This window comes from Thermocatellispora tengchongensis, from assembly GCF_014202315.1.
Taxonomy (GTDB): Bacteria; Actinomycetota; Actinomycetes; order Streptosporangiales; family Streptosporangiaceae; genus Thermocatellispora; species Thermocatellispora tengchongensis.
In genome coordinates, this window is the sequence record NZ_JACHGN010000005.1 from 320,920 (window position 1) to 346,894 (window position 25,975).

The 25,975-nt window shown below is 74.6% G+C and carries 16 protein-coding genes and 1 tRNA gene; 12 read left to right on the top strand and 5 right to left on the bottom strand.

Features of this window, described 5'->3' with window-relative positions; all coding sequences use genetic code 11:
• Positions 1–21: 21 nt before the first annotated feature.
• Positions 22–1,647 (bottom strand): bifunctional AfsR/SARP family transcriptional regulator/alpha/beta hydrolase, encoded by a 1,626-nt coding sequence (locus HNP84_RS13615; RefSeq protein ID WP_185050028.1) that lies wholly within the window; start codon positions 1,645–1,647, stop codon positions 22–24.
• Positions 1,648–1,739: 92 nt separating this feature from the next.
• A complete protein-coding gene (gene hemW, locus HNP84_RS13620; protein WP_185050029.1) occupies positions 1,740–2,957 on the bottom strand; it encodes a radical SAM family heme chaperone HemW in 1,218 nt (405 codons plus the stop codon).
• A 142-nt stretch (positions 2,958–3,099) separates the two neighbouring features.
• Between hemW and HNP84_RS13625 the strand changes: the two genes are divergently transcribed.
• The gene (locus HNP84_RS13625) at positions 3,100–5,142 is read left to right on the top strand and encodes an AbeC-like domain-containing protein (protein ID WP_185050030.1); all 2,043 of its coding nucleotides are present in this window, start codon (positions 3,100–3,102) and stop codon (positions 5,140–5,142) included.
• Between the two features lie 4 nt (positions 5,143–5,146).
• On the opposite strand, the gene HNP84_RS13630 is transcribed toward HNP84_RS13625, so the two are convergent.
• Entirely contained in the window at positions 5,147–5,794 is a 648-nt protein-coding gene (locus HNP84_RS13630; RefSeq protein ID WP_185050031.1) for a beta/alpha barrel domain-containing protein, read from the bottom strand.
• A 2,259-nt stretch (positions 5,795–8,053) separates the two neighbouring features.
• Here HNP84_RS13630 and HNP84_RS13635 point away from each other — a divergent pair.
• Positions 8,054–9,334 (top strand): glycoside hydrolase family 18 protein, encoded by a 1,281-nt coding sequence (locus HNP84_RS13635; protein ID WP_312924688.1) that lies wholly within the window; start codon positions 8,054–8,056, stop codon positions 9,332–9,334.
• Between the two features lie 60 nt (positions 9,335–9,394).
• Here HNP84_RS13635 and lepA read toward each other — a convergent pair whose 3' ends face one another.
• Positions 9,395–11,233, bottom strand: a complete 1,839-nt coding sequence (gene lepA / locus HNP84_RS13640; RefSeq protein ID WP_312924690.1) for a translation elongation factor 4 — start codon at positions 11,231–11,233, stop codon at positions 9,395–9,397.
• Positions 11,234–11,449: 216 nt separating this feature from the next.
• Here lepA and HNP84_RS13645 point away from each other — a divergent pair, with 216 nt between their 5' ends.
• From HNP84_RS13645 to HNP84_RS13690, 10 genes are all read left to right on the top strand, one after another.
• The gene (locus HNP84_RS13645) at positions 11,450–12,484 is read left to right on the top strand and encodes a glycoside hydrolase family 18 protein (protein WP_185050033.1); all 1,035 of its coding nucleotides are present in this window, start codon (positions 11,450–11,452) and stop codon (positions 12,482–12,484) included.
• Between the two features lie 147 nt (positions 12,485–12,631).
• Positions 12,632–12,904, top strand: a complete 273-nt coding sequence (gene rpsT / locus HNP84_RS13650) for a 30S ribosomal protein S20 (RefSeq protein ID WP_185050034.1) — start codon at positions 12,632–12,634, stop codon at positions 12,902–12,904.
• A gap of 336 nt (positions 12,905–13,240) precedes the next feature.
• Complete coding sequence (locus tag HNP84_RS13655) at positions 13,241–16,510, top strand: FtsX-like permease family protein (RefSeq protein ID WP_185050035.1); 3,270 nt, start codon at positions 13,241–13,243, stop codon at positions 16,508–16,510.
• On the top strand, positions 16,507–19,182 hold the full coding sequence (locus tag HNP84_RS13660) for an FtsX-like permease family protein (protein ID WP_185050036.1): 2,676 nt from the start codon (positions 16,507–16,509) through the stop codon (positions 19,180–19,182). The genes HNP84_RS13655 and HNP84_RS13660 overlap by 4 nt, the downstream gene beginning before the upstream one ends.
• A gap of 3 nt (positions 19,183–19,185) precedes the next feature.
• The gene (locus HNP84_RS13665; protein ID WP_185050037.1) at positions 19,186–20,169 is read left to right on the top strand and encodes an ABC transporter ATP-binding protein; all 984 of its coding nucleotides are present in this window, start codon (positions 19,186–19,188) and stop codon (positions 20,167–20,169) included.
• Positions 20,162–20,917, top strand: a complete 756-nt coding sequence (locus HNP84_RS13670; RefSeq protein ID WP_185050038.1) for an ABC transporter ATP-binding protein — start codon at positions 20,162–20,164, stop codon at positions 20,915–20,917. Before HNP84_RS13665 ends, HNP84_RS13670 begins: the two co-directional genes overlap by 8 nt.
• Positions 20,918–20,989: 72 nt before the next feature.
• Positions 20,990–21,985 (top strand): DNA polymerase III subunit delta, encoded by a 996-nt coding sequence (gene holA, locus HNP84_RS13675; protein ID WP_185050039.1) that lies wholly within the window; start codon positions 20,990–20,992, stop codon positions 21,983–21,985.
• A 1,048-nt stretch (positions 21,986–23,033) separates the two neighbouring features.
• A complete protein-coding gene (locus HNP84_RS13680; protein ID WP_221336223.1) occupies positions 23,034–23,957 on the top strand; it encodes an SDR family NAD(P)-dependent oxidoreductase in 924 nt (307 codons plus the stop codon).
• A 157-nt stretch (positions 23,958–24,114) separates the two neighbouring features.
• The gene (locus HNP84_RS13685) at positions 24,115–24,966 is read left to right on the top strand and encodes an SDR family oxidoreductase (protein ID WP_185050040.1); all 852 of its coding nucleotides are present in this window, start codon (positions 24,115–24,117) and stop codon (positions 24,964–24,966) included.
• Positions 24,963–25,817, top strand: coding sequence for an SDR family NAD(P)-dependent oxidoreductase (locus HNP84_RS13690; RefSeq protein ID WP_185050041.1), 855 nt, complete (start codon positions 24,963–24,965; stop codon positions 25,815–25,817). The genes HNP84_RS13685 and HNP84_RS13690 overlap by 4 nt, the downstream gene beginning before the upstream one ends.
• 52 nt (positions 25,818–25,869) lie before the next feature.
• Here the strand turns inward: HNP84_RS13690 and HNP84_RS13695 are convergent.
• A tRNA-Cys gene (locus HNP84_RS13695) sits at positions 25,870–25,944 on the bottom strand.
• Positions 25,945–25,975 lie beyond the last annotated feature (31 nt).

The following is a 25,975-nucleotide window of genomic DNA, read 5'->3' on the forward strand; positions in this document are numbered from 1 at the left end:
TGATCGTGAACGCGTGCACGCTCAGCGGCCCTCGGTGAGGAAGCCGGCGATGGCGTCGGTGACGCGGTCCAGGTGGGCCGCGTCGGGCAGATGGTACGGGCCGTCGAGCGCGATCAGGTGGGCGTCCGGCAGCTCGGCGGCCAGGTGGCGGCCGCCGGCGAAGGGGATCACGCGGTCGCCGGTGTAGTGCAGCACGAGCGCGGGGGCGGCGATCTCGGGCAGCAGGTCCGCGACGTCGATGTCGTAGATCGCCTCCAGGTAGCCCGCGGCGGTCTCGCGGTCGGCGGAGTCCTTGAGCACCCCGGCCATGTGCCGGGCGGCGGCGTCGGAGCCGCCGGGACGGTACAGGTCGGCCATCAGCCGCGAGCCGATGCCCCAGTGCGTGCGGATCATCCGCACCAGCATGGCGTTCAGCTCGGTGTGGGTGAACACCGCGGGGCCGGAGGCGTACGTGCCGAACATCACCAGCCGCTCGACCAGCTCGGGGTGCCGCGCCGCGAACGCGAGGGCCACCGGGCCCGCCTGCGACATGGCCAGCAGGCTCACCGGGCCTCCCGTCCGCTCTACCACGGCGGCCAGCTCGGCGACGCTGGGCTCCAGGGAGAAGTCGTGTACGGGCCCGCGCGACAGGCCGGTGCCGTACCGGTCGTACAACGTCAGCCGTACGTGCGCGACCAGGCGTTGCAGCAGGGAGGAGCGCGGGTCGCGGCCGGAGGCGATCACGTCGATGGCCGACACCCAGCCGGGCAGCGCGACCAGCGGCGGCCCTTCGCCGAGCGTGGCGTAGGCGATCGTGCGGCCGTTCGCGTCGGCCGCGTACCGGGCGCGCAGCGCGCTCAGCGGCGGCCCCGCGCGCCCTGCGTGCCCGGCGGCGGGCGGGGCCTGCGCGGCGACCGGCGGGGCATGGAGGACGACCGGCAGGGCCTGGGGGGCGACGTCGTGCCGCAGGATCTCCAGTTCCAGGGCGGCCATGGCCGCCGACGGCTCCAGGCCCAGGTCCTCGGCCAGCCGCCGCCGGTACGCCTGGTAGTTGCGCAGCGCGTCGGCGTGCCGGCCCAGGGCGTACAGGGCGCGCATGAGCAGCGCGCGGGCCCGTTCCCGGAGGGGGTGCTCGGTGGTGAACGCCTCCAGCGCGGGCAGGGCCTCGGCCGCGCGCCCGCAGTCGAGCAGCGCCGCCGCGCGGGCCTCGACCGCCTCCAGCCGCGCCTCGTCCAGCCGGATCGCCTCCAGCCGGGCGATCTCGGCGTCGGCGAACTCCGCGTAGGCCGGCCCGCGCCACAGCGCCAGCGCCTCGCCGAGCAGCGCGGCCGCCGCGGCCGGATCGTCCTGCCTCCTGGCCTCGGCGACGAGCGCGTCGAAGCGCAGCGCGTCCACCTCACCGGGGCCGGCCTGGAGCAGGTAGCCGGGCGGCCGGGTGACCAGGCCGTCGTAGCCGAGCGCGCGGCGCAGCCGGGACACCTGGCTGTGCAGCGCTGCGTGCGGGTTGGCCGGCGGCCTCTCGCCCCACACCAGGTCCACCAGCCGGTCGAAGGACACCACCTCGCCGGCCCGCGCCAGCAGCGCGGCCAGCACAGCGCGCTGCCGGTCGCCCAGCGCCACCGGTGCCCCGTCGCCGGCCTCCACCGTGCCCAGCACCCGGAACCTCATCGCGCCCCCACCGGGAAGTGCCGCTCCATGGGGACACGATCGCAGATGGGAAGACGGGCCGTACACGCGGCGAAGCGGGCCCCGCCCGGACGTCAGGTCAGGTCGCGGATCAGCGCGTCGGCGAGCAGCCGGCCGCGCAGGGTCAGCACCATGCGGCCCGAGGTGAACGGCGCCGGCGACAGCAGGCCGCGCGAGAGCGCGTCGGCCACCGTGGGGCGGGCTGCCGGGGCGACCTCGGCCAGCGGGTAGCCGCTGGACAGGCGCAGCTCCAGCATCAGCCGCTCCACCGCCCGGTCGTCCTCCGTCAGGACCTCGCGGGCGTGGGCCGGGCTGACGCCCTGGGCGAGGCGGGCGGCGTACGCGGCGGGGTGCTTGACGTTCCACCAGCGGGTGCCGCCCACGTGGCTGTGCGCGCCCGGACCGGCGCCCCACCAGTCGCCGCCGGTCCAGTAGAGCAGGTTGTGCCGGCAGCGGCCCGCCTCGGACGCCGCCCAGTTGGAGATCTCGTACCAGGAGAACCCGGCCGCCGTGAGCATCTCCTCGGCGATCAGATAGCGGTCGGCGGCCACGTCGTCGTCGGGCATGGGCAGCTCGCCGCGCCCGATCCTGGCCGACAACCTGGTGCCGTCCTCGACGATCAGCGAGTACGCCGAGACGTGATCAGGACCCGCCTCGATCGCGGCGGCCAGCGAGGCCCGCCAGTCGTCGTCGGACTCGCCCGGCGTGCCGTAGATCAGATCCAGGTTGACGTGCTCGAACCCGGCCGCGCGCGCCTCGGCCACCGCCTGCGCGGCCCGGCCCGGCGTGTGCCGCCGGTCGAGCACCCGCAGCACGTGCTCGCGGGCGCTCTGCATGCCGAAGCTCATCCGGGTGAACCCGCCCGCGCGCAGCTCGGCCAGCGACGCCGGATCGACCGACTCGGGGTTGGCCTCGGTGGTCACCTCGGCGCCCGCGGCGAGGCCGAACTCGGCGTCGATGGCGGCGAGCACGCGTACGAGGTCGGCCGCGGGCAGCAGCGTGGGCGTGCCGCCACCGAAGAACACCGTCTCGACCCGGGGGGCCCGGTCGCCGAGCACCCGCCGCGCCAGGCGCACCTCCTCGATCACCGTCTCGGCGTAGTCGCCCCGTGACGCGCCCGGCCCCAGCTCGGCGGCGGTGTAGGTGTTGAAGTCGCAGTAGCCGCAGCGCGTGGCGCAGAACGGCACGTGGACGTAGAACCCGAACGGCCGCTCGCCGAGCCCGGCCAGCGCGCCGTCGGGAAGCTCTCCTGTGGCGGGCACGGGCTCGCCGTCGGGAAGGGTCGCAGGCACCCTCCCAGTCTGCCGCCGGTCGGCCAGTGCCCCGGACGGCCCGCGTACCGGCCAGAGCGCGGAATGGGTCGAGCCGGGAGGGGGAAAGCCGATAACGTCGGTAGTGGATCTTTCCGGCCGAGCACCCCCAAACGGAGCTCCGATGCATCCCTTCCCGGACCCGGACGACGACCCCGAGCGGACCGCACGCGTCCAGCCCCGCCCCGCCGCCGGCGCACCCGGCGCGCCGGCGGCCGGCCCATCGAGCGGCGCGAGCGGCGGCGCGGACCGGCCGCCCGGCGACCCCACCGACCCGCCCCCGGCCTCCCCGCCCCCCGCCGACGCCGCTCCCCCCGCCGAGCCGGCGCCACCCCCGGGCGCGGCGGGCGAGCCCCAGGCCCCGCAACCGCCGCCCGGGGAACACCCGGGCGCGCCCGCCCCGCCATCGGGCGAATACCCGAGCACGCACACCCCACCATCGGGCGAATACCCGAGCGCGCAGGCCCCGCCCTCCGGGGAGTATCCCGGCATGCAGGCGCCGCCGCCTCCCCCGACCGGCGAGTACGCCCAGTACCAGCAGCAGGCGCCGCAGCCGCACCCGCAGCCCCAGCCGCCGCCCGCCGCGCAGGTGCCGCCGCCACCGCCGCTGCACAACACCACCCGCTACCTGTCGGCCGGCGTCTATCTCGACGAGCGGTTCCGCGACCGGATCGTGCGCGAGCTGCTCGGCGACCGTTACCGCGCCGTCGCGCCGTCCCTCGGCGGGTTCGACGTGGTGCCCGTGCTCTCGCACACCCTGCGCGCCGAGCGGCTGTCGCTGATCAGGGACGGCGCGGTGACCGTGCTGCTCCTGGTGCTGCTGATCCTGTTCTCCTCCCTGACCGTGCCGTGGCTGCTCGCCCTGCTGCCGCTCGCGCTGCTCACGCTGCCCCGGATCAGGAGCGGGCACCTGGTGTGGCGGGTGCTGCTGATCCTGTGGGCGATCCTCTCGCTCACCTCGACCGGGCTCGTCACCGCCGGGCTGACGGCGACGGGCCTGTGGGCGGCCGGTCTCGGCGCCGACGGGCTGGGCGCGGACGCCGGGCCGGTGATCGTGCCCACGCTGCTGCTGCTCGTGACGTTCGGGGCGGCGCTGGCGTACTGGGTGTGGCAGCATCTCGCGCTCGCCCGCGCCCTGCCGCCCGGGGCCGGGCACGCCCCGTCCGGCGTGCCGGCCAAGCTGCGCGACCGGCTGGCGTACCTCGGGCAGGCCCAGTGGGGCAACGTCGCGCTGCACGACGGCGACAACCCCTACCTCGGCGCCGGTGTGCCGCACCGCTCGTGGTCGGTCACGGTCGAGCTCGACCCGCCACGGGGCCCGGCCGACCGGCTGCCGCCCGCGCCGCGCCCGCAGACCCGGATCGACCCGGCCGCGCTGCACGCCTTCGTACGCCGCCGGGTGATGGAGATGCGCGACGCGGTGGACCAGCCCGGCGAGCGCGTGGACCGCATGCACTCCGCCGACCACCTCGCCGTGCGCGGCACCTTCACCCGGGTCGACTGGCCCAGCCCGGCCGCCCGGCACCTGCGCGACCAGTCACATCCGCTCGTCGACCCGGCCACCGGCCTGCCCCACTTCGTCGCCTCGCCGGAGACCATCGACTCCGCGATCCGGCAGCCGCAGGGCGGGCTGAGCTACTACCAGCGCTTCACGATCGGCGGCGAGGGCGCCGAGGTGCGCGGCCCCGGCGGCATCCTGCTCGCCCCCGCCCAGGACCAGGGCGCCAGCGTGTCGGCGTTCCTGCACGTCGCGGTCGAGGGCCGCATGCTGTACGCGAGCGTCGTGACCACCGTGCTCCCGCCGGTGCGCGCCGGCTTCCAGGTCGTGGACCTGCTGCCCTCGCTCGGCACCGGCAGGGCGATCTGGGCGGCGATCCGGCGGGTGCGGCTCGACCTGGTGGCCGACGTCGTGTTCGCGCCGCTCCGCCTCGTGCGCACGCTGGTGCGGCTGGCGCGCCGCTCGATGGGCGCGCCGAGCCCGGCGGCGTACCAGATCTACCCGTTCGGGGCGCGCGAGAGCGTGCGCGAGCTGGGCGCCGAACCCGGCCCGCCGTCCCCGGCGGCGGAGAAGTACGCGGCCATGGTGGAGCGCCGGATCACCGGCGCCCTCCTGGAGTACCTCGACGCCCACGACGTGGACCACGGCCCCCGCGTGTGGCGCGCATGACGGCTCAGATCTCGTGCACCGCCCGCTCCGGCAGGCTGTGCTCGCGGGCGAGCGGGTTCCACATCGCGAGGAACTCCTTCTTGGCCTCGGTCGCCCTGTCGGAGGCGGCCAGGCCGCGCTTGTAGTCGGGGTCCTGCGGCCAGGCGGAGGTGCAGTCCTGCGCCTGGCGGCGGGCCCAGGCCAGGAAGCGCCGGTCGGCTTCGAGCGAGGCCCCAAGCGCGGCCGACAGCCGCGCCTTGAGGGTCTCGCCGTCGGCGATGGCGTCCACGACCAGCCCCTCGACCTGGGCGACCTGCTCCTCGCGGCCGTCGGTGATCCGCTGGATCGTGGCGATCCCGGCCTGCGCCTGCTCACAGCCCCGCACCTGGTCCAGCGCCGGCCCGAGCCCGGCCCGAGCGCCACCGCTGTCGGACAGGATCTCGTCCACGGCCTGCGCCTGCTCGGCGGCCACCGCGGGGTCCCCCGCGGGCTCCGACGCCACCGGCGCCTCGTCCTCCTCCGCGCCGCCCGCGCCCTCCCCCGGCTCGCCGGTCTGCCCGGCCCCGGCGGTCGGCGCGCTCACCGGCGCCGTACCCCCCGCCTGGTCCCCGCCCCGGAACACCACCGCCCACACGACCCCCGCCGCCATCGCCAGCGCCGCCACCACGGCCACGACAGGCACCACCCACCGCCGTCGCCGCTCTCCGAAGCCCTCCTCCCGCGAGGGCCCTCCGGCCCACCCGTGCTGATCCGGCTCCGACGCCCCACCCCTGTTGAGCGGGCGCTCGTCCCCGCGCCACCCCTCGCTCCCGTAGGCCCCGGCCGGGCCGCTCCCCCCGTGTACGCCAGACCCGCCGCGCGGATCGCCACCGGCCCACTCCCCCGCCGTGCCGGCGGCAGCCGGATGACCGAACGGCCGGGGATCGCCGGAGGACCCGAGGCCGCCTGGAGGACGGGGGCCGGTGGAGTGCCGGGGATCGGCGAACACCCCTGGGCCGGAGGAAGGTCCCAGGCCGGCGGCGGGCCCGGAAGCGGCGGCAAGATAGGGGCCGCTGGAAAACAGGGGGTCCGTGGGAGGACCGGGGTCGGTGGGAGGACCGAGATCGTCGCCGGTCCGCCCACGATGGGCGCCCCCGCCGACGCCCGCATCCCCGCCGACGCCGCCAGTGCCCGCGCCGCGCATACCCGCGCCGCTCATGCCCGCGCCGCCGCTCACGCCAGCACCGCCGCCGACATCCGCACCGATGCCGCTCACGCCGGCACCGCCGCTCACGCCAGCACCGCCGCCGACATCCGCACCGATGCCGCTCACCCCTGCACCGCCGCTCACGCCAGCGCCGCCGCTCATGCCTGCACCACTGCCGGTGCCTGCGCCGCCGACCCCCTCGCCACCTCCGAACCCCTCGCCACCGCCGAAGCCCTCGCCACCGCCGAGGCCGACGCCGCCGCCGAGCCCCACAGGGCCGCTGGATGGGCGCTCCCGGCCACGAGGGGGACCGTCCCAGGCCGTGGGCTGCCTGTGCCCCTCCCGGCCTTCCTGGCCCTCGTGAGCCCCGTGAGGGCCGTAGGGGGCCTGTCTGCCGTAGATGCCGCTGCGGCCGAGGTCGTGCTCGTGGGGGCGGGGAGCCGGGTCACCGCCCGCCGGCTCCCGGGTGGAGGGGTCCTGGTACGGGGGACGGGCGCGGCGGGTCAGGTCGGGGTCGGTCTCGCGCCACCATGAGTCCTGCTCCCAGACCGGGGGCGGCTCCTCCCTCCGCTCGCCCTGCCGCGGGGACGGGGCGGGCGCCCATGAGCCGGTGCCCGGCGCGCCCCACGAGGCGGGCGGCTCCGCCGGGCGAGCGGCGTGGCGGGGACCGGACGGTTCGCGGCCGGAGGGTTCGCGTTCGGCGGGAGGAGGCTCGGCGGCCGGAGGCCCATCGGCGGCGTGCCGCGGGCGGGAACCGGCCGAGGGGCCGGTGGGCGGCGTCCCCTGAGCCGCATGTCTCGGCCCCGAACGAGGAGTCTCGTACGGCGGAAGGCGCGAGGGCGCGGGCGGAACGGGATCGGACGCAACCCTCGGGTCCTGCGGGGGCACACCTGCGGTCGCAGGAGGAGCCGGATCCGACACACCTGACGAAGGCCCATACGGCGACTCGCCAGCGGACGCAGGAGCGGCGGGATCCGACACACTCGGCGAACCCCCATACGGGCGCACGCTCTCGGACGCGGAGGCAGCCGGATCCTCCCACACACCCTGCGAACGCCCGTACGGGCGCACACCCTCGGGCGCGGAGGCAGCCGGATCCCCCACGCCCGGCGAAGGGCCATGCGAGAGTCCACTCCCAGACTCGGAAGCAGCCCCGTCCGGCGCACCCGGCGAAGGCTCGTACGTGCGCACGCCCTCGGACTGGGGAACAGCCGGATCCCACGCACTCCGCGAAGGCCCGTACGGGCGCACGCCCGAGGACGCGGGAGCAGCCGGATCGGTCGTGGGCGGTGGAGGGGTGGGCGGGGTGGGCGGGTGGATGGCGTGGCCGGAGGTGCCGGAGGTGCCCGAGGTGCCGGAGGTGAAGGGGGGATCCAGGGCGGTGGGTGAGGTGGGGGGCGGAGGTGGGGTGGTGGCGGCGGTGGGGAGGCCGCAGCGGGGGCAGCGGTCGCGGCCGGCTGTGGGGGTGCCGCAGCGGGCGCAGGGTGCGGGGTCGTGGGGTGGTTCCGGGCGCTGCTCGGTCATCGAATCTCCTCGGGCGTGGAGACCCCCGTCGTCGGGCGTGGGAGGAAGTGAAGACGCCAATCACCCACCTGTTTCGAGACTAGAAGACGCGGGGCCCGTACGGCAGGGGGAAACGGGGGACGGGCGTTGACTGCGGCGGTGGGCGGCTCTACGATCCGGACAAACTTTAAGGAAAGTTTCCTATCAGTTCTCGCCCTGACAGCTCCGAGCAGTGGAGACACCGTGGTCCGACTCCCCAGGTACGCTCTCGTCGCCGCCGCGATGGCACTCGGCCTCACCGTGACGGCCTTACCCGCGCAAGCGCACTCCCAGACCGCCGGCGCGCACGGCGATCGGTACAAGCGCGTCGGGTACTTCATCCAGTGGGGCATCTACGCCCGCGACTTCCATGTCAAGGACCTGGACGTCAGCGGCGCCGCGCGCAAGCTGACCCACGTCAACTACGCCTTCGGCAACGTCGCGCAGGACGGGACCTGCGTCTCCGCCGACGCGTGGGCCGACTGGCAGCGGCCGGTCCCGGCCGAGCAGAGCGTGGACGGCGTGGCCGACGCCGACGACCAGCCGCTCAAGGGCAACCTCAACCAGCTCAAGGAGCTGAAGGCCAAGCACCCGGGCCTGAAGGTGCTGATCTCGCTCGGCGGCTGGACCGGGTCGAAGTACTTCTCGGACGCGGTGCTCACCCCGGAGTCCCGCGCCAAGCTGGCCGCGTCGTGCATCGGGCTGTGGCTGAAGGGCGACCTGCCGGGCCTGCCCGCGGGAACGGGCGCGGGCGTGTTCGACGGCATCGACCTGGACTGGGAGTGGCCGGGGTCGGCCGGGGCCGAGGGCAACGTCATCCGGCCCGAGGACAAGCGCAACTTCACCCTGTTCGTCGCCGAGCTGCGCCGGCAGATGGACGCCTTCGACCGGCGCAGCGAGCTGACCGCGTTCCTGCCCGCCGCCGCGGCCAAGATCGACGCCGGGTACGAGGTCCGGCAGGTGTTCAAGCTGCTGGACTTCGCCACGATCCAGGGGTACGACCTGCACGGCCCGTGGGAGCCGCAGACCGGGCACAACGGCAACCTGTTCACCGACCCCCGCGACCCGAACCCGGTCCGGTTCAGCGTGGACCAGACCGTGCGCGACTACATCCAGCGCGGCGCGCCGAAGCGGAAGCTGGTGGTGGGCGTCCCGGCGTACGGGCAGGGCTGGACCGGCGTGACCGGCGGCGGTGACGGGCTGTACCGGCCGGCGACCGGCCCGGCGCCGGGCACCTGGGCCGCGGGCACCGAGGACTACAAGGTGCTCGTCTCCAAGCCGGGCAAGCGCTACCGCGACCTGCGCACCGGCGCGCTGTGGCTGTACGACGGCACCGACTTCTGGTCCTACGACGACCCGGCGGTGCTGACGCAGAAGGCGGCCTACATCCGGCTCAAGGGGCTGGGCGGCTCGATGATGTGGTCGCTGGACCAGGACGACGCCAAGGCGTCGCTCACCTCGGCGCTGTACGCCGTGCTGCGCTGAGCCGGACGGGCCGGACGAGCTACAGATGAGCCCGGACGAGCGCGGGCGGGGCCGGGAAGGCTACTTCTTGGCCTTGTCCGTGCTCGACTCGGTGGACAGGGCGGCCACGAACGCCTCCTGGGGGACCTCGACCCGGCCCACCATCTTCATCCGCTTCTTGCCCTCCTTCTGCTTCTCCAGCAGCTTGCGCTTGCGGCTGATGTCACCGCCATAGCACTTGGCCAGGACGTCCTTGCGCATGGCGCGGATGTTCTCGCGGGCGATCACGCGGGAGCCGATGGCGGCCTGGATCGGCACCTCGAACTGCTGGCGCGGGATGAGGTCCTTGAGCTTCTTGGCCATCTCGACGCCGTACGCGTACGCCTTCTCCTTGTGCACGATCGCGCTGAAGGCGTCGACCGGCTCGCCCTGGAGCAGGATGTCCACCTTGACCAGGTCGGCCTCCTGCTCGCCGGAGGGCTCGTAGTCGAGGGAGGCGTAGCCGCGGGTGCGCGACTTGAGCTGGTCGAAGAAGTCGAAGATGATCTCGGCGAGCGGGAGCGTGTAGCGGATCTCGACCCGGTCCTCCGACAGGTAGTCCATGCCCTGCAGCGACCCGCGCCGGTTCTGGCACAGCTCCATGATCGCGCCGATGTGGTCGGCGGGGGCGAGCAGCGTGGCCTTGACGACCGGCTCGTGGATCGTGGAGATCTTGCCCTCGGGGAACTCGGAGGGGTTGGTGACCACGAACTCCTTGCCGTCCTCCATGATCACGCGGTAGATCACGTTGGGCGCGGTGGAGATCAGCGAGAGGTTGAACTCGCGCTCCAGCCGCTCGCGCACGATCTCCATGTGCAGCAGGCCGAGGAAGCCGCAGCGGAAGCCGAAGCCGAGCGCCGCGGAGGTCTCGGGCTCGTAGACCAGCGCGGCGTCGTTGAGCCGCAGCTTGTCCAGGGCCTCGCGCAGCTCCGGGTAGTCGTCGCCGTCGATCGGGTACAGCCCGGAGTAGACCATGGGCTTGGGGTGCTCGTAGCCGCCGAGCATCTCCTGGGCCGGGCGCGAGGCGGAGGTGACGGTGTCGCCGACCCGCGACTGGCGCACGTCCTTCACGCCGGTGATGAGGTAGCCCACCTCGCCCGCGCCCAGGCCGTCGGCCGAGGGCTTGGGCTCCGGGGAGATCACGCCGATCTCCAGGGTCTCGTGCTGGGCCTGGGTGGACATCATCAGCAGCCGCTCGCGCTTGCCGAGGTGGCCGTCCACGACCCGGACGTAGGTGACCACGCCGCGGTAGGTGTCGTACACCGAGTCGAAGATCAGGGCGCGGGCGGGGGCGTCGGCGTCGCCGACCGGCGGCGGGACGTCCTGGACCACCTTGTCCAGCAGCTCGCGCACGCCCTGGCCGGTCTTGCCGGAGACCCGCAGCACGTCGTCGGGGGCGCAGCCGATCAGGTTGGCCAGCTCCTCGGCGTACTTCTCGGGCTGCGCGGCCGGCAGGTCGATCTTGTTCAGCACCGGGATGATGTGCAGGTCGGCGTTCATCGCCAGGTAGAGGTTGGCCAGCGTCTGGGCCTCGATGCCCTGGGCCGCGTCGACCAGCAGGATCGCGCCCTCGCACGCCTCCAGCGAGCGGGACACCTCGTAGCTGAAGTCCACGTGGCCCGGCGTGTCGATCATGTTCAGGACGTACTCGGAGCCGCCGGACTTCCACGGCAGCCGGACCGCCTGCGACTTGATCGTGATGCCGCGCTCGCGCTCGATGTCCATGCGGTCGAGGTACTGCGCGCGCATCAGCCGCTCTTCGACGACGCCGGTGATCTGCAGCATCCGGTCGGCAAGCGTGGACTTGCCGTGGTCGATGTGCGCGATGATGCAGAAGTTGCGGATCAGCGCGGGATCGGTCTGGCCAGGCTGGGTGCGCACCGGTGTCCGTTTCGACGAAAAGGGAACGATCATACGGCTGGCTGGGACAGCCGGCCTTTCATCATATCCGCGAGGGGGAGTGCCGGGTTTCCCCGGCGAGGGAAGCGCCCCTTTGATACGGTTCCCGTGATCGAAAACGGGCAGGGCTTGTCCGGCGCCCACCTCATCCGGGGGAAGCGAGAAGCCGCTCTCTTCGGAGAGAGCGGAGGAGTCACGGTGACACGTCCGGATGCTTCACCACGGGGCGCCGCGCGCCGTGGTCTCCGCCTGCTGCTGCGGGCCGCGGCCGTCGTGCTCGCTCTCGCCGGCCTGCTGGCCGGCGTCACCGCCGCCGCCTTGCGCCTTCAGTTCACCGGGGCCCCGGCCTCCTGGGCGAGGTCGTCGGGGCACGACGCGCTGTGGCTGGGCCACATGTGGGTGGACGGCCGGCGCGGCGAGCGCGACGTGGCCGCGCTGGCGGCGCGGCTGCGCGACACCGGGATCAAAGATGTGTACGTGCATTCGGGGCCGTTCGAGCTGGACGGCACGCTAAAGCCCGAGAAATACCCCAACGCGCGAAATTTCCTGAAGTGGTGGCGGACCCACCTCCCCTCCGTCCGCGTGTCCGCCTGGCTCGGCCAGGAGGTCAAGGACGGCGGCCTCGATCTCGACGACCCCGCCAACCGCGAGCGGGTGCTCTCCGGCGCCCGCGCGATCCTCGACACCGGCTTCGACGGCGTGCACTACAACTTCGAGCCGATCGGCGACGGCGACGCCGAGTTCCTGGAGTTGCTCGACCGCACCCGCGCCCTGGCCCCCGGCAGGCTGCTCACCACCTCGGTGCCGCAGACCGAGCCGTACCTCGGGATGCGCCTGCTCGCCCGCGCGGTCATCGCCCACGACAAGTACTGGTCGCGCGGCTACCTGCGCGAGGTGGCCCGGCGCGTGGACCAGGTCGCGGTCATGACGTACGACGCGTACTGGCCCATGGCCTCCCTGTACGGCGGCCACGTGGCGCGCCAGACCGAGCTGGCGCTGCACACCGTGCCCGAGAAGACCGGCCTGCTGATCGGCGCGCCCGCCTACCACGACCACGGCGGCCCGTTCCTGGACGCCGCCGAGAGCGTCGCCGGGGCCGCCGAGGGCGCCCGGCTGGCCCTCACCGAGCACGGCAGGCCGCGCCACCGCGTGGGCCTGGCCCTGTACGTCGACTTCGCCGCCACCGAGACCGACTGGAAGGAGTACCGAACCGCCTGGCTCCGGCCCGGCTGACCGGTACAATCGACACCCGATCGGCGCGCCGAGGCGGTGATTTGAGCCGGGGGCCGCCCGATTGGTAACCTGTTCAACTGCGTGTGGCGCGCCCTCTCAATCATGCCCGCGCGCCCCGTCCACCAACTTTGACACCGAGGCTTCTTCGTGGCGAACATCAAGTCCCAGATCAAGCGCAACCGGCAGAACGAGAAGCGCCGGATGCGTAACAAGGCCGTCAAGTCGTCCCTGAAGACGGCCGTCCGCAAGTTCCGCGAGGCCGCCGAGCAGGGCGACGTCGAGCAGGCCGTGGCGCTGATGCAGGCCGCCTCCCGCCAGCTCGACAAGGCGGCCAGCAAGGGCGTCATCCACAAGAACCAGGCGGCCAACCGCAAGTCGGCCATCGCCAAGCGCGCCGCCGCGCTCGCGGGCGCCAAGTAATCGACGCCTGAGCAGTCGGCGCCAATCGACCGGCGCCGTACAGTCGGCGCCATGTGGTCGGCGCCGATCTGCCAGGGCCATGGGCCGGCCGTAGCAGGCCGGCCCGGTTCGTCCCGCGCCGCATCCCCCTCAAGGTGGGGTGCGGCGTTTTGGCGTTTCCGCACGCCCGCGAGCACGCCGGGTCACGCGGAGTAATGTCACGATTTCGATATCACACGCGCGTCGCCGCCGGATATCGGCTCCGTCACCGTCGCCCCGCGCGTATTGCCCCCCGCCCGCACTTCCTTGAATCGTGCCTACGGCAGGTGAAACGGCACGACGGGAAAGGCGGTTCGGATGCGGGGGCGGGCACCGCTGGTACTGCGGCGCGCGTTGGCCGAACCGCTGCTCCTGTTCGCCGCCTTCGGCTCGATCCTGCTGGCCACGACGGCGCTCGTCGCCCTGACCATGTACGCCTCCTCGGTGGCCGACGTGGGCGTACGCCGGGCGATGGCCGACGCCCCGGTCGGCTCGGTCTCGGCCACGGTCACCGCGCCGAACGCCCGCGACGGCTTCGCCGCCCAGGACCGGGCCGTACGCGACCGGCTCGCGCGGGCGTACGAGGGGGTGTCGCTGACGATCTCGCTGAGCGCCCGCTCCGACTCCTACGCCATGCCGGGCCAGGAGGACCGGGAGACCCCCGAGCTGACCAGGTTCGGCGTCTACGGCGGCCTGGAGCGCCACGCCCACCTGCTGTCCGGCGCGTGGCCGAAGCCGGCCCCGAGCGGCACCGTGGAGGCCGTGCTGGCGCAGCCCGCCGCCCGCGCCATGAGGCTCGGCACCGGCGACGAGATCTCCATCGAGGGGCGCCTGGACCACGAGAAGGTACGGGTCCGCGTCACCGGCGTGTTCGCGCTCGACGACCCGTTCTCCGACCGGTGGGAGGGCGAGACGCTGCTCACCCGGGGCCTGGAGATCGGCGGCTACACGACGTACGGGCCGCTGATGGTGCCGGAGGAGACGTTCGCGGCGCGCTTCGCCGGCGAGGTGGCCACCCAGTGGGTCGCGGTGCCCGACCTGCGCGGGGTGTCCCCCGACCGGCTCGGACCGCTGGCCGCCTCGGTGGCCTCGCTGAGCCGCGACGCGGGCTGCCCGAGGTGCACCGCCGAGAGCCGCCTGCCCGAGGTGCTGGCCCAGGTCTCCACGGCCAGCCTGGTCGCCCGCTCCACCATGCTGGTCCCGGTGCTGCAACTCCTGCTGCTGGCCGCGTACGCGCTGATGCTCACCGCCCGGCTGCTCACCGAGCACCGGCGCATGGAGACCGCGCTGCTGCGCTCACGCGGCGCGGGCAGCGCCCGGCTGGCCGCGCTCGCCGGGGCCGAGGCGCTGATCGTGGCGATCCCGTGCGCGCTCGCCGCGCCGCTGCTGGCCGCCCCGCTGCTGCGCGCGGTGAGCCTGATCCCGTGGATCGAGGCGTCCGGGGTGCGCTTCGCGCCCGTCCCCGACGCGGCGGCGTTCGGGGTGGCCGCCCTGGTCGCGCTGGGGTGTGCGGCACTGCTGGCCCTGCCCGCGCTGCGCGGCGCGCGGCGCACGTACGTGGAGGAGCAGTCGGCGCGCGGGCGCGGCGAGCGCCGGGGCCTGATCCAGCGCGCCGGGGCCGACATCGCGCTGCTGGTGGTGGCCGCGCTGGCGATCTGGCAGCTCCAGAGGTACGGCGGGCCGGTCACCGCGACGGCGGGCGGCGGCCTGGGCATCGACCCGCTGATCGTGGCCGGGCCCGCGCTGGCGCTGCTGTGCGGCGGCATGCTCGGCCTGCGGCTGGTGCCGCCGGTCTCGAAGCTGGCCGAGCGGATCACCTCGCGCCGCCCCGGGCTCGCGCCCGCGCTCGGCGCCTGGCAGGTGAGCCGCCGCCCGCTGCGCTACTCCGGCCCGGCGCTGCTGCTGACCATGGCGGTGGCGATCGGGGTCGTCTCCGTGGCCACCGCCGCCACCTGGCGGTCCTCCCAGGAGGACCAGGCCCGGCACCGCGCGGGCGCCGACCTGCGGGTGACCGGCTCCACCGAGGGGCCCGAGCTGGGCGCGCTGGGACGCGGCACGGCGTACGCCGCGCTGCCGGGCGTGACCGCGATCAGCCCGGCCTTCCAGGGCACCGCCGAGTTCGGCGGCACCGACGTCTCGCTGCTCGCGCTGGACGCCGCCCGGCTCGGCGAACTGGTCCACCTGCGGCCCGACCTGGCCGCCGACCCCGTCGCCACGCTCGGCGCGCGGCTGCGCCAGGGACGTCCCGAGGTGGGCGCGTTCCCGCTGCCCGGCGAGCCCGGCCGGCTCACCGTGACCGCCCGGCTCACGGTCGAGGACGGCGGCGCGGCCGGGCCGTACGAGGAGATGCCGGTGCGGATGGTGCTGAGCGACGGGCTCGGCGTGCGGCACGAGGTGGCGGTCGGCCCGCTGCGCGCGGGGCGTACCGAGGTGGAGATCGACCTGGCCGCGCTCGCGGGCCGCTCCGGGCGGCTCACGTACCCGCTTTCGGTGCGCGGCCTGCACGCCGACGTGCCGGTGCCGCCCGGCGGCAGCGCCTTCACCTTGGCGATCGAGAGCCTGCGCGCCGACGGCGCCGAGGTGCCCGCCCCGGCGAACACGCGGTGGGCGCACCGCCTCGCGGCCGGGGACCACCTGCCCGCGGAGGAGGTGCGCGAAGGCGACGGCGCGCTGGTCGCGGTGGGCTTCGGCGCCCCGCGCGACGCCCGCGAGGGCGGCGACCCGCAGCGGCTCACGCTGGTGCCCGCCGCCGCGGGGCTGAGCGACGAGGACGTCTTCGCCGCCGCCGGGAAGGTCTTCGCCCGGCTCCCGGTCGTCGTCACCGAGGACCTGGCCGCGAGCGAGAAGCTCGCCCCGGGCAAGGAGGCGACGCTGACCGTGGACCGGCAGATCACCCGGGTCGTGGTGGCCGGGATCGCGCGGCGCCTGCCCGGCACCGCCGCCGAGCGGCCCGCCGTGCTCGTGGACTGGGACACCCTGCAGACCCGCGACCTGGCCGCCGGGCAGCCGCCGCGCCCGGCCACGGAGTGGTGGCTGGCCGTACGCGGCGGCGACACCGCGCCCGCCGCGGCCGAGCTGCGCCGCCACCCCGAGTGGGACCAGACCGTGGTGGACGTGGCCGCGCTCACCCGCGAGCTGCGCGACGACCCGCTGGCGGGCGGGCTGCAGGGCGCGCTGATCCTGGGCTTCCTCGCCGCGCTGGTCTTCGCGCTGCTCGGCTTCCTGGTCAACGCGGCGGTCGCGGCGAGGGAGCGGGCCTCGGAGTTCGCGATCCTGCGCGCCCTCGGGGTGAGCTTCCGGCAGATCTTCGGGCTGCTGGCGGTGGAGCAGGCGTTCCTGATCGGCCTGTCGCTGGTGGCCGGGACCGTGCTGGCCGTGGTGGTGGCCGCGCTGGTCGTGCCGCACATCGTGCTCACCGGCCAGGCCACCGCCGTCACCCCGGACGTGCTGCTGCACATCCCGTGGGGGGCGACCGCGGCGCTGCTGGCCGTGGTGGCCGCGCTGCTGCTGGCGATCGTGGCCGCCCTGGCCCGCACGCTGCGCCGTCAGGGCCTGGGCCGGGCCCTGCGGATCGGGGAGGACCGGTGAGCGCGCTGACGCTGGTCAAGGTGCACCGGGGCGTGGCCGCGGTGCTCGCCGTGCTCGCGCTGAGCGCGGGACTGCTGGTCTCGGCCATGCCCCGGGCGATGCAGGCGGCGTACGACCGGGCGCTGCGTCAGGACCTGGACGCGGCCTCCGCACAGGCCGCCGACATCGTCGTGACCCGCCGCCCGCAGCTCGCCGAGCACACCCTGACCACCCCGGCCGCCTTCGCCGAGCTGGACGAGCGCTGGCAGGGCCTGCTCCCGCCGGCGCTGCGCGAGGTCACCGAGCACGGGCCCGGCTCGCGCGCCCACTACAGCGCCAAGACCGAGGAGACGCCGGTCGCCGCGCGCATCGGGCCCGGCTTCCAGGCGTACCAGTTCGTCAACGTGGGCTGGCTGTCCGACGCCGAGCGCAAGGTCAGGTACGTCGAGGGCGCGCCCCCCGGCCCCGCCGGGCGGGTCCGCGTCCCGGCCCGGCCCGAGCTGGGCGAGATCCCCCGGTTCGACATCGCGCTCACCCGCGAGGCCGCCGAGCGGATGGACCTGCCGGTCGGCACCATGCTGCTGCTCGGGCACAGCGGTACCATCGCGGCCCGGGTGACCGCCCTCTTCGAGCCGGTCGATCCGGCCGACCGCTACTGGCAGCACAACGGCGACCTGCTGCACGTCTCGGTGCGGCGCGGCGGGCCGGACCACGACGAGTTCCACATCACCGGGCTCACCTCGGCCGCGACGCTGTCCCGGCTCACCGGGGAGGAGCGCCAGCTCATCTACCGATGGGTCCTGCCGGTACGCGGCGAGGACCTGACCGCCCGCAACGCCCGCGACGTCATCGAGGCGATGGCCGCGTACTCCGACTCGGTGCGGGTCGCCGACCCCGGCGCCGGCAAGGGCTTCATCGCCCAGACCGGGTTCCAGGCCGACACCGGGCTCGGCAACCTGCTCACCGGCTTCCTCGGCAGGCAGCGGACCGCGGAGACCCTGCTGGCGCTGCTGCTCGGCGGGCTGACCGTGGTGGCGCTGGGCGTGATCCTGCTCGCGGTGCGGCTCGCCGAGGAGCGTACGCACGCCGCGCTGGCGCTGATGCGCGCCCGCGGCGGCTCGCTGGCGCGGGTGACGGCCACCGGGACCGCGATGGTGGCCCTGGCCGTGGTCCCGGCGGCGGCGCTGGGGTACGCGGCGGCGTACCTGGTGCCGGGGCCGGTGACGGCGCTCGCGCACGCCGGGCCTGCCCTGCTCGCGCTCGCCGCGGTGGCGTTCGCGGCCGTACGCCTGGCACTGGCGCACCGCGGGCCGCTGCGCGAGCGGCGCGACGACATGGTGGCCCAGCGGCCCTCGCCGCGCCGGATCACCCTGGAGATCGTGGTCGTGGGGCTCGCGCTCGGCGGGGCGTACCTGCTGCGCAACCGCGGCCTGACCACCTCGGCCGAGGGCGGCGCCGACGTGTTCCTGCTGCTGGTCCCGGTCGGGCTGACCGTGGCGAGCGCGCTGGTCCTGATCCGCTGCTACCCCTACCCGCTGCGGCTGGTGGTGCGGCTGCTGGACCGGGGCCGCAGGGCGGTGCCGTTCCTGGGCTTCACCCTGGCCGCCCGCGCGCGGGCCTCGGCGGCGCTGCCGGTGCTGATCCTGCTGCCCGCGCTGGCGGTCTCGGTGTTCGCCGCGGTGATCGCGGACGGCCTGGACGCCGCGCAGCGGGAGTCCGCCTGGCGGCGCGCCGGGGCGGACGCCAAGCTGGAGAGCACCGTGACGATCCCGCAGGACGCGATCGAACGCGTGCGCAGGGTGCCGGGCGTACGCGCCGTCGTGCCCGTGGCCAAGGACGTCGTGGCCATCGGCCTGGGCGGGCGGCCCGGCGTCGGAGTGGCCCTGGACCTGGCCGAGTACCGCAAGATCATCGCCGGTACGCCGCTGAGCGCGCCGCCGCCCCCCACCGCGGCCCCGGCCGCGCCCAAGGTGGCCGCCCTGGTCAGCCCGGAGCTGAGCAACGGCGGCGAGTTCGCCATCACCTGGCGGAACCGGATCGACGTGGTGCCGAGCGGCATCGTGCGCGGCCTGCCCGGCATCACCGCCGAGACCGATCGGCTGGTCGTGGTGCCGCTCGCCGCGGCCGGGAGCATCGCGGTCAACACGCTGCTGATCCAGGGGACCGGGGTGGACCCGGCGGCCCTCGCCGCGGCGGCCCGGCTGCCGGTCAAGCCGCTCGTCGCCACCTTCGACGGCGAACTCGCCGAGATCGCCGATGCGCCGCTGGCGGCCACGGTGAGCCGCACGCTGCTCGTGGTCACGCTCGCGCTGGGCGCGTACGCGCTGGTGGCGGTGGTCCTGGTGCTGGCCGCCGGCGGCGCCCAGCGCGGCGCCGCGCTGGCCCTGCTGCGCACCCTGGGCCTGTCCGAGCGGCAGGCGCGCGGCATGACCGTGCTGGAGGTGACCCCCATGATCGCGCTCACCGCGCTGGCCGGCCTCGGCCTCGGGCTCGCCCTGCCGTACGCCCTGGGCCCCGGCATCGACCTCAGCCCGTACGCCGGCGGGCCGGCCACCGGCGACCACCCCCTCGACCTCGTCACGCCGAGCCTGCTGGCCGGCGGCCTCACGGCGGTGGCCGTGCTCGGCGTGTTCACCCACACCGCCGTCACCCGCCGCCGCGCCCTCGGCCACGTCCTACGAGTAGGTGAGTGACCCATGGACCGCAGCGAGACCGCGAGCACCCCCGGCGCCCCGCCCCCGGCGACGCTCTCCGACCTGGAGGAGCGCGCCTCCCGGCGCGGCCCCGCCTTCGGCGAGAGCGCGCACATCCTGTGCGACAACCTCGTGCGCATCTACAAGACCGAGGGCGTCGAGGTGGTCGCGCTCCAGGGCCTGGACCTGCTCATCGACAAGGGCGAGCTGGTCGCGATCGTGGGCGCCTCCGGGTCGGGCAAGTCCACGCTGCTCAACGTGCTGTCGGGCCTGGACGTGCCCACCGCCGGGGTCGCCCGGGTCGCCGGGGTGGACCTGCTGTCCATGACGGCCAAGGACCGGCTGCGCTACCGGCGCGAGACGGTCGGCTTCATCTGGCAGCAGACCGCGCGCAACCTGCTCCCCTACCTGACGGCCGCCGAGAACGTCGCCCTGCCGGTCCGCCTGGCCGGCCGCGGCGCCAAGGCGGGCCGCGCCCGCGCCGCCGAGCTGCTGGACCTGCTCGGCGTCGCCTACTGCGCCGGCCGCCGCCCCGGCGAGATGTCCGGCGGCGAGCAGCAGCGCGTCGCCATCGCCGTCGCCCTGGCCAACGGCCCCGAGGTCATCCTCGCCGACGAGCCCACCGGCGAGCTGGACACCGACACCTCCGAGGACGTCTTCGCCCCCCTGCGCACCGCCAACCGCGAGCTGGGCGTCACCGCCGTCATCGTCACCCACGACGACCTGGTCTCCGAGCAGGTGGACCGCACCGTCGGCATCCGCGACGGGCGTACCAGCAGCGAGACCCTGCGCCGCGAGTCGGAGGACGGCGGCATCATCGCCCAGGAGTACGCCGTGCTGGACCGCGTCGGACGGCTCCAGCTCCCGCGCGACTTCATGAACGCGCTGAAGATGGAGCGGCGGGTGCGCCTGGAGCTGGAACGCGACCACATCGGCGTCTGGCCGGAGGAGACGCGGGACACGGAAGGAACCGACAGCGATGCCTGACACCCCCACCCCGGAGCCCTCCGCCCCCGTGACCAAGAAACCCGAGAAAGCGACAGAAGTGGCGGACGGGCCGCTCGTCATAGTGGAGGACCTGCGCAAGGTCTACCGCACCGGGCCGAAGGAGGTCGTCGCCCTCGACGGCGTCTCCTTCCGCGGCGAGCCGGGCGAGCTGATCGCGATCCGGGGCAGGTCCGGCTCGGGCAAGACCACGCTGCTCAACCAGGTCGGCGGGCTGGACCGCCCCGACGCGGGGCGGGTCGTGGTCGCCGGGCAGGAGGTGACCGCGCTGCCCGAGGACGGCCTGCTCGCCCTGCGCCGCGACGTGGTGGGCTTCGTGTTCCAGTCCTTCGGCCTGATCCCGGTGCTGTCGGCGGCCGAGAACGTCGGCGTCCCGATGCGGCTGGCCCGCGTCCCCGCGGCCGAGCGCGAGGAGCGCGTACGCGTGCTGCTCGCCATGGTCGGCCTGGAGCGGCACGCCAACCAGCGGCCGTACGAGCTGTCGGGCGGGCAGCAGCAGCGGGTCGCCATCGCCCGCGCCCTGGCCAACCGGCCCCGCCTGCTCATCGCCGACGAGCCGACCGGCCAGCTCGACTCGCAGACCGGCCGACAGATCATGGAGCTGCTGCGGGCCCTGGTGCGCAGCGAGGGCGTCACCGCCCTGGTCGCCACGCACGACCCCAACCTGATCACCCTCGCCGACCGCACCCTCCACCTGCACGACGGCCGCCTGGCGATCCCCGTGTCGTAGCTGAGGGCCGGAGCCGCCCGCGAGGTAGCCGCATCGCCCGCGCCGATTCCCGGACGGCCACCCCTTCGTGGCATGCTTCGGAGCATGGCACCAGCCGCGACGTCTCCAGCGCCCGTGACCCTCGTGACCGGCGATGAGGAACTGCTCGCCGAACGCGCCGCGGCGTCCGTCGTGGCCGCCGCCCGCGCGGCCGACCCCGGCGCGGAGACCCACGACCTGCTCGGCGGCAAGGTCGAGCCGGGCGAGCTGACCCGGCTCACCTCGCCGTCGCTGTTCGGCGACCGCGCGGTGATCGTCATCCGGTCGGCCCAGGACCTGGCCAAGGACGTCATCGCCGAGATCGTCTCGTACGCGGCGCACCCGTCCGAGGACGCCACGCTGGTGCTCCTCCACCCCGGCGGGGTCAAGGGCAAAGCGCTGGTCGACGGGGTCAAGAAGGCGGGCGCGCGGGTCATCACGGTCAGCAAGCTCACCAAGCCGGCCGAGCGGCTCGACTTCATCAAGTCCGAGATCAGGAGCGCGGGCCGTACGATCGCGCCCGACGCGGCCCAGGCGCTGCTCGACGCGGTGGGCAGCGACCTGCGCGAGCTGGCCGCCGCATGCAGCCAGCTCGTCTTCGACACCCCCTCCGACAAGAAGGGCATCGACGCGGCGGCCGTCGCCCGCTACCACCGCGGACGCGCCGAGGTGAGCGGCTTCACCGTGGCCGACGCCGCCGTGGAGGGCCGCCTGGCCGACGCCCTGGAACAACTCCGCTGGGCCCTGTCCACCGGCGTGGCCCCCGTCCTCCTGGTCAGCGCCCTGGCAGGCGGCCTCCGCTCCCTGGCCAAGGTCGGCGGCGCCCCCCGCAACCTCCGCGGCGGCCAGCTCGCCGCTCACCTGGGCATGCCCCCCTGGAAGGTCGACAGAGTCAAACGCCAGCTCAACGGCTGGGGCCCCGAGGGCATCTCCCACGCCATCCAGGCCGTCGCCACCGCCGACGAACAGGTCAAGGGCGGCGGCGCCGACCCGGCGTACGCACTGGAACACGCCATCCAGCAAATAGTCGCCAACCGCACCGGCCGCTGACCCCCACCACCCCGCGCCGCCGGCAACGCGCGGGCAACGGTGCACCGGTGCACAGGCCGGGACGGGGTGAGCGGTGGAACCCACCGCGAACGCGACGCCCTCCCGTCCCCTCCCCTGGAACGCGGAACACCCGCGCGGGGGAGCCCTGGATACGCATGCGGCACCGCTGACTCCGCGCGATCAGGGGTGTTTTCGCCTACGCCGCTGCGCTGGGCCACCACACGCCCGCTAGCGCTCAACCGCCCACCGGACACACCGCCCACGCCAGACCTCCCGCTCAGCCCTGACCGCAGCCACCCTGCCCTCCGAAGACGCCCTCCGATCGCCCGCCTGCCCGGCAGGCTCGGCCGCCTCCCCGGCACACGGGCCCAGCTCGCAGTTCGCCCGCCTGTCCGACGCGCGCACCTCCCCACAGGCCCGCTCAGCCGTGAACGCCCTCGAACACGCCACCGGACACGTCGCCGACGCTCGCTCTCCCCGCTCAGGCCGCAGCGCCGTCACCCGCGAAGTCGGCAGGTGCCCGAGGGTGTCCGCATTCGGGAGGAGGAGGCGGGAAGGCGTCACGTTAGCGCAGGCTCCGGCATCCCGCCTCGCGCAAGATTCACCGTCGCCCGGACACTCCGTCTGACCCAGCGCCGGCCCCGCTCGCACCCCCACCACCACCCCCGTCGCCCGCACGGCCCGGCGGAGGGCAGCCGTACCGCGCCCACGGCCCGGCGAGGGCGGCCGTACCATGCCCACGGTCCGGCGGGGGCGACCGTGAGCCACCGGCGGCCCGGCGAGGGCGGCCACGCCGTGCCCACAGCCCGGCGAGGGCAGCCCGCCGTGCGCACCGCCGCGACGGGGCGGCCGTGACCTGTCCATGGTGCGGCGAGGGCGGCCGTACCGCCCCCAGGGCCCGGTGGAGGCCGTCGTGACCTGCCCACGGCCCGGCCGGGGATGGCCGTTATGTGTTGCGGCCGGTGCCGTGACCCTTTCTTGACGGATGCGAGTGATTACTCGTAATATCTCAGCGAATTGCAAGCGAAAACTCGTATTTGGGGTGATCATGAGCGGTACTTCTCCCATGGCCCGCCGGTCCCTGCTCACCGCGGCCACGGTCGGTGCGGCGGGGCTGGCCTTGTCGGCGGGGCCTCTCGGGGCGAAGCCGGCCGCGGCCGGGGTGACGGCGCCCACTTCGCGGCGCTACGAGGGCAAGGTCGTCCTGGTCACGGGTGCGACGTCGGGGATCGGGCGGGCGGCGGCCATCGCGTTCGCCGGGGAGGGGGCGAAGGTCGGCTTCTGCGGGCGCAGGGAGCACCTGGGGCAACAGGTGGAGCGTGAGATCAGACGGGCCGGCGGCGAGGCGACGTACATCAGGGCGGACGTACGCGACCCGCGGCAGGTGAAGACCTTCGTCGACCGGGTGGCACAGAAGTACGGCGGCCTGCACGTGGCCATGAACAACGCGGGCATCCAGTACCGCAAGACGATCGCCGACATGACGGTCGAGGAGTGGGACGACACCCATCACACCAACGCCAGGGGCGTGTTCCTGTGCATCAAGCACGAGGCTCCGTACATCAGGGACTCGGGGGGCGGCGTCATCCTGGTGACCGGGTCGGCCAACGAGTTCGGCACCCGTCCGATGCTCGGCGCCTACGCGGCCAGCAAGGGCGCCGTGACCGGGCTGGTGCGCACGGCCGCGATCGAGTACGGCGGCGCGCCGTGGAACATCCGGGTGGTGGCCCTCTCCCCGGGCACCACCAACACCGCCCTCGTGGACGCCTGGCGGCCGATCCTGGCGCCCGACGACACGGACGAGGAGTGGGAGAGGCGCAAGGCGGGCCCGCAGCCCGGCATCGACGGGCTGAAGCGCATGGCCAAGCCGGAGGAGCTGGCGAACGCCGCCCTCGCGCTCGCCTCCGATGACATGACCTTCCTCACGGGCACGTCCGTGCTGGTGGACGGCGGCATGCTCGCCGGTCTCTGACGGCCTCGCCCGCCCAGCGCCGCGCTTCCCCGGCGGCCTCGCCGGCGCCGCGCCACGCTTCCCCGCCCCGGAGCCGACTTGACACCTTCGGACAGCCCTGTGCATGCTTTCACATGTCCCAAGGTACATGTACTTAGGTAACTGTGAGGTGATCGCGATGGCGGATGACCGGAAGCGCGGCGGGGTGCTGGTGACCGGCGCGACGGGCGGGATCGGCGCCGCGACCGTGCGGGCGCTGGCGGAGCGGGGCTACCAGGTCTTCGCCGGCGTACGCGGCGAGCCGGGCGCGCTCGCGAAGACGCCCGGCGTACGGGTCGTGCAGATGGACGTGACCGAGCCGGAGAGCGTGGCGGCGGCGGCCAAGCAGGTGGACCGCGACGTGCGCGACCACGGCCTGCGCGCGATCGTCAACAACGCGGGCGTGATCGTGCAGGGCCCGCTGGAACTGGTGCCGGTCGAGGAGCTGCGCCGCCAGTTCGAGGTCAACACGCTCGGCCCGGTGTACGTCACCCAGGCGTTCCTGCCCCTGATCCGGGCCGGGCAGGGCCGCATCGTCAACGTCAGCGCGCCGACGGCGCGGATGCCGCTGCCGTTCCTGGCGGCGCTCTCGGGGAGCAAGGCCGCGCTCGACGCGATCTCGACCGCGCTGCGGCTGGAGCTCTCGTCCTGGCGCATCCCGGTGGTGGTCGTCGAGCCCGGCACGACCGACACGGCCATCTTCGCCAAGGCCGGTGACGCCTCGCGCGGGTCGCTGGCCGTGGCGCCGCCGCACCTGGTGGAGCTGTACCGCGCCCACATCGAGGCGGTGGAGAAGACGACGGCGAACCAGAAGCCGGGGCCGGTCGATCCGGTCGCCCGCGCGATCGTGACCGCGGTGGAGGCGTCCAGCCCCAAGCGGCGGTACGTCGTCGGCGACGCCCGCGCGATCGGCCTGGTCACCCGGCTGCCGGCCGGGCTGCGGGACCGGCTCGTCATGCGCACCTTCGGCCTCGCCGGCGTCACCCCGTGACCACCACCCCGTCCGGCGGGCCCGCGGAGCGTACGATCGTGCTGGTCGGGGCCACCTCGGGCATCGGCAGGCACGCGGCGCGGCGCCTGGCGGCCGAGGGGCACCGGCTGGTCCTCATCGGCCGCGACCCGGAGCGGGTGCGCCGGCTGGCGCGCGACCTGCCCGCGGCGCACGTGATCACCGCCGACATCTCCACCGCCGACGGTGTGGACCAGGCGGCCAAGGAGGTGCACGCGGCGGTCGGCCACATCGACACGCTGGTCAACAACGCCGGGGTCATGCTGCCCGATCGCCGGACCACCGCCGAGGGCATCGAGCTGAACCTGGCCGTGCACCACCTCGCGCCCTGGTCCATGACGGGACGCCTGCTTCCCCTGCTGCGCCGCGGCGACGGCCGCGTCGTCAACGTCAACTCGGAAGGGCACCGGGCGCCGCTGCGCGGGCCGGGGCCGGTCCTGCTCGACCTCGGCGACCTCAACAGCGAGCACGGCTACGACCCGTTCCTGACCTACAGCCGTACGAAGCTGGCCAACCTGATGTTCACCTACGAGCTGCACCGGCGGCATCCCGAGCTGACGGTCGTGGCCGTCCACCCGGGGATGGTGCGCACCGACCTCGGGCGGCACTTCTCCCGGGTCCTGGTCACGCTGGTCGGCGCGTTCTCGCTGCCCGCCCGCCAGGGCGCGGAGCCGATCGTCCGGCTGGCCACCGCGCCCGAGGTCGCCGCGGGCGCGTACTACGACCGTTTCACCCCGGTCGCCTCGTCCCACGCCTCCTACGACCTGGACACCGCCCGCCGCCTCTGGGACGCCACCGCGGCCCTCCGTGGCCCCTTCGCCCCGGCCGCCTGAGCGCTCCCCTGCCGGGGACCGCCGGACGACCGGGCCGAACACCCCCCGATCCTGGAGGCCGTGACCGGAATCGAACCGGTGTGCACCGCTTTGCAGGCGGTTCCCTCAACCACTCGGGCACACGGCCGGGAAGGTCCGCCGCGATTCGGGGGCGCAGC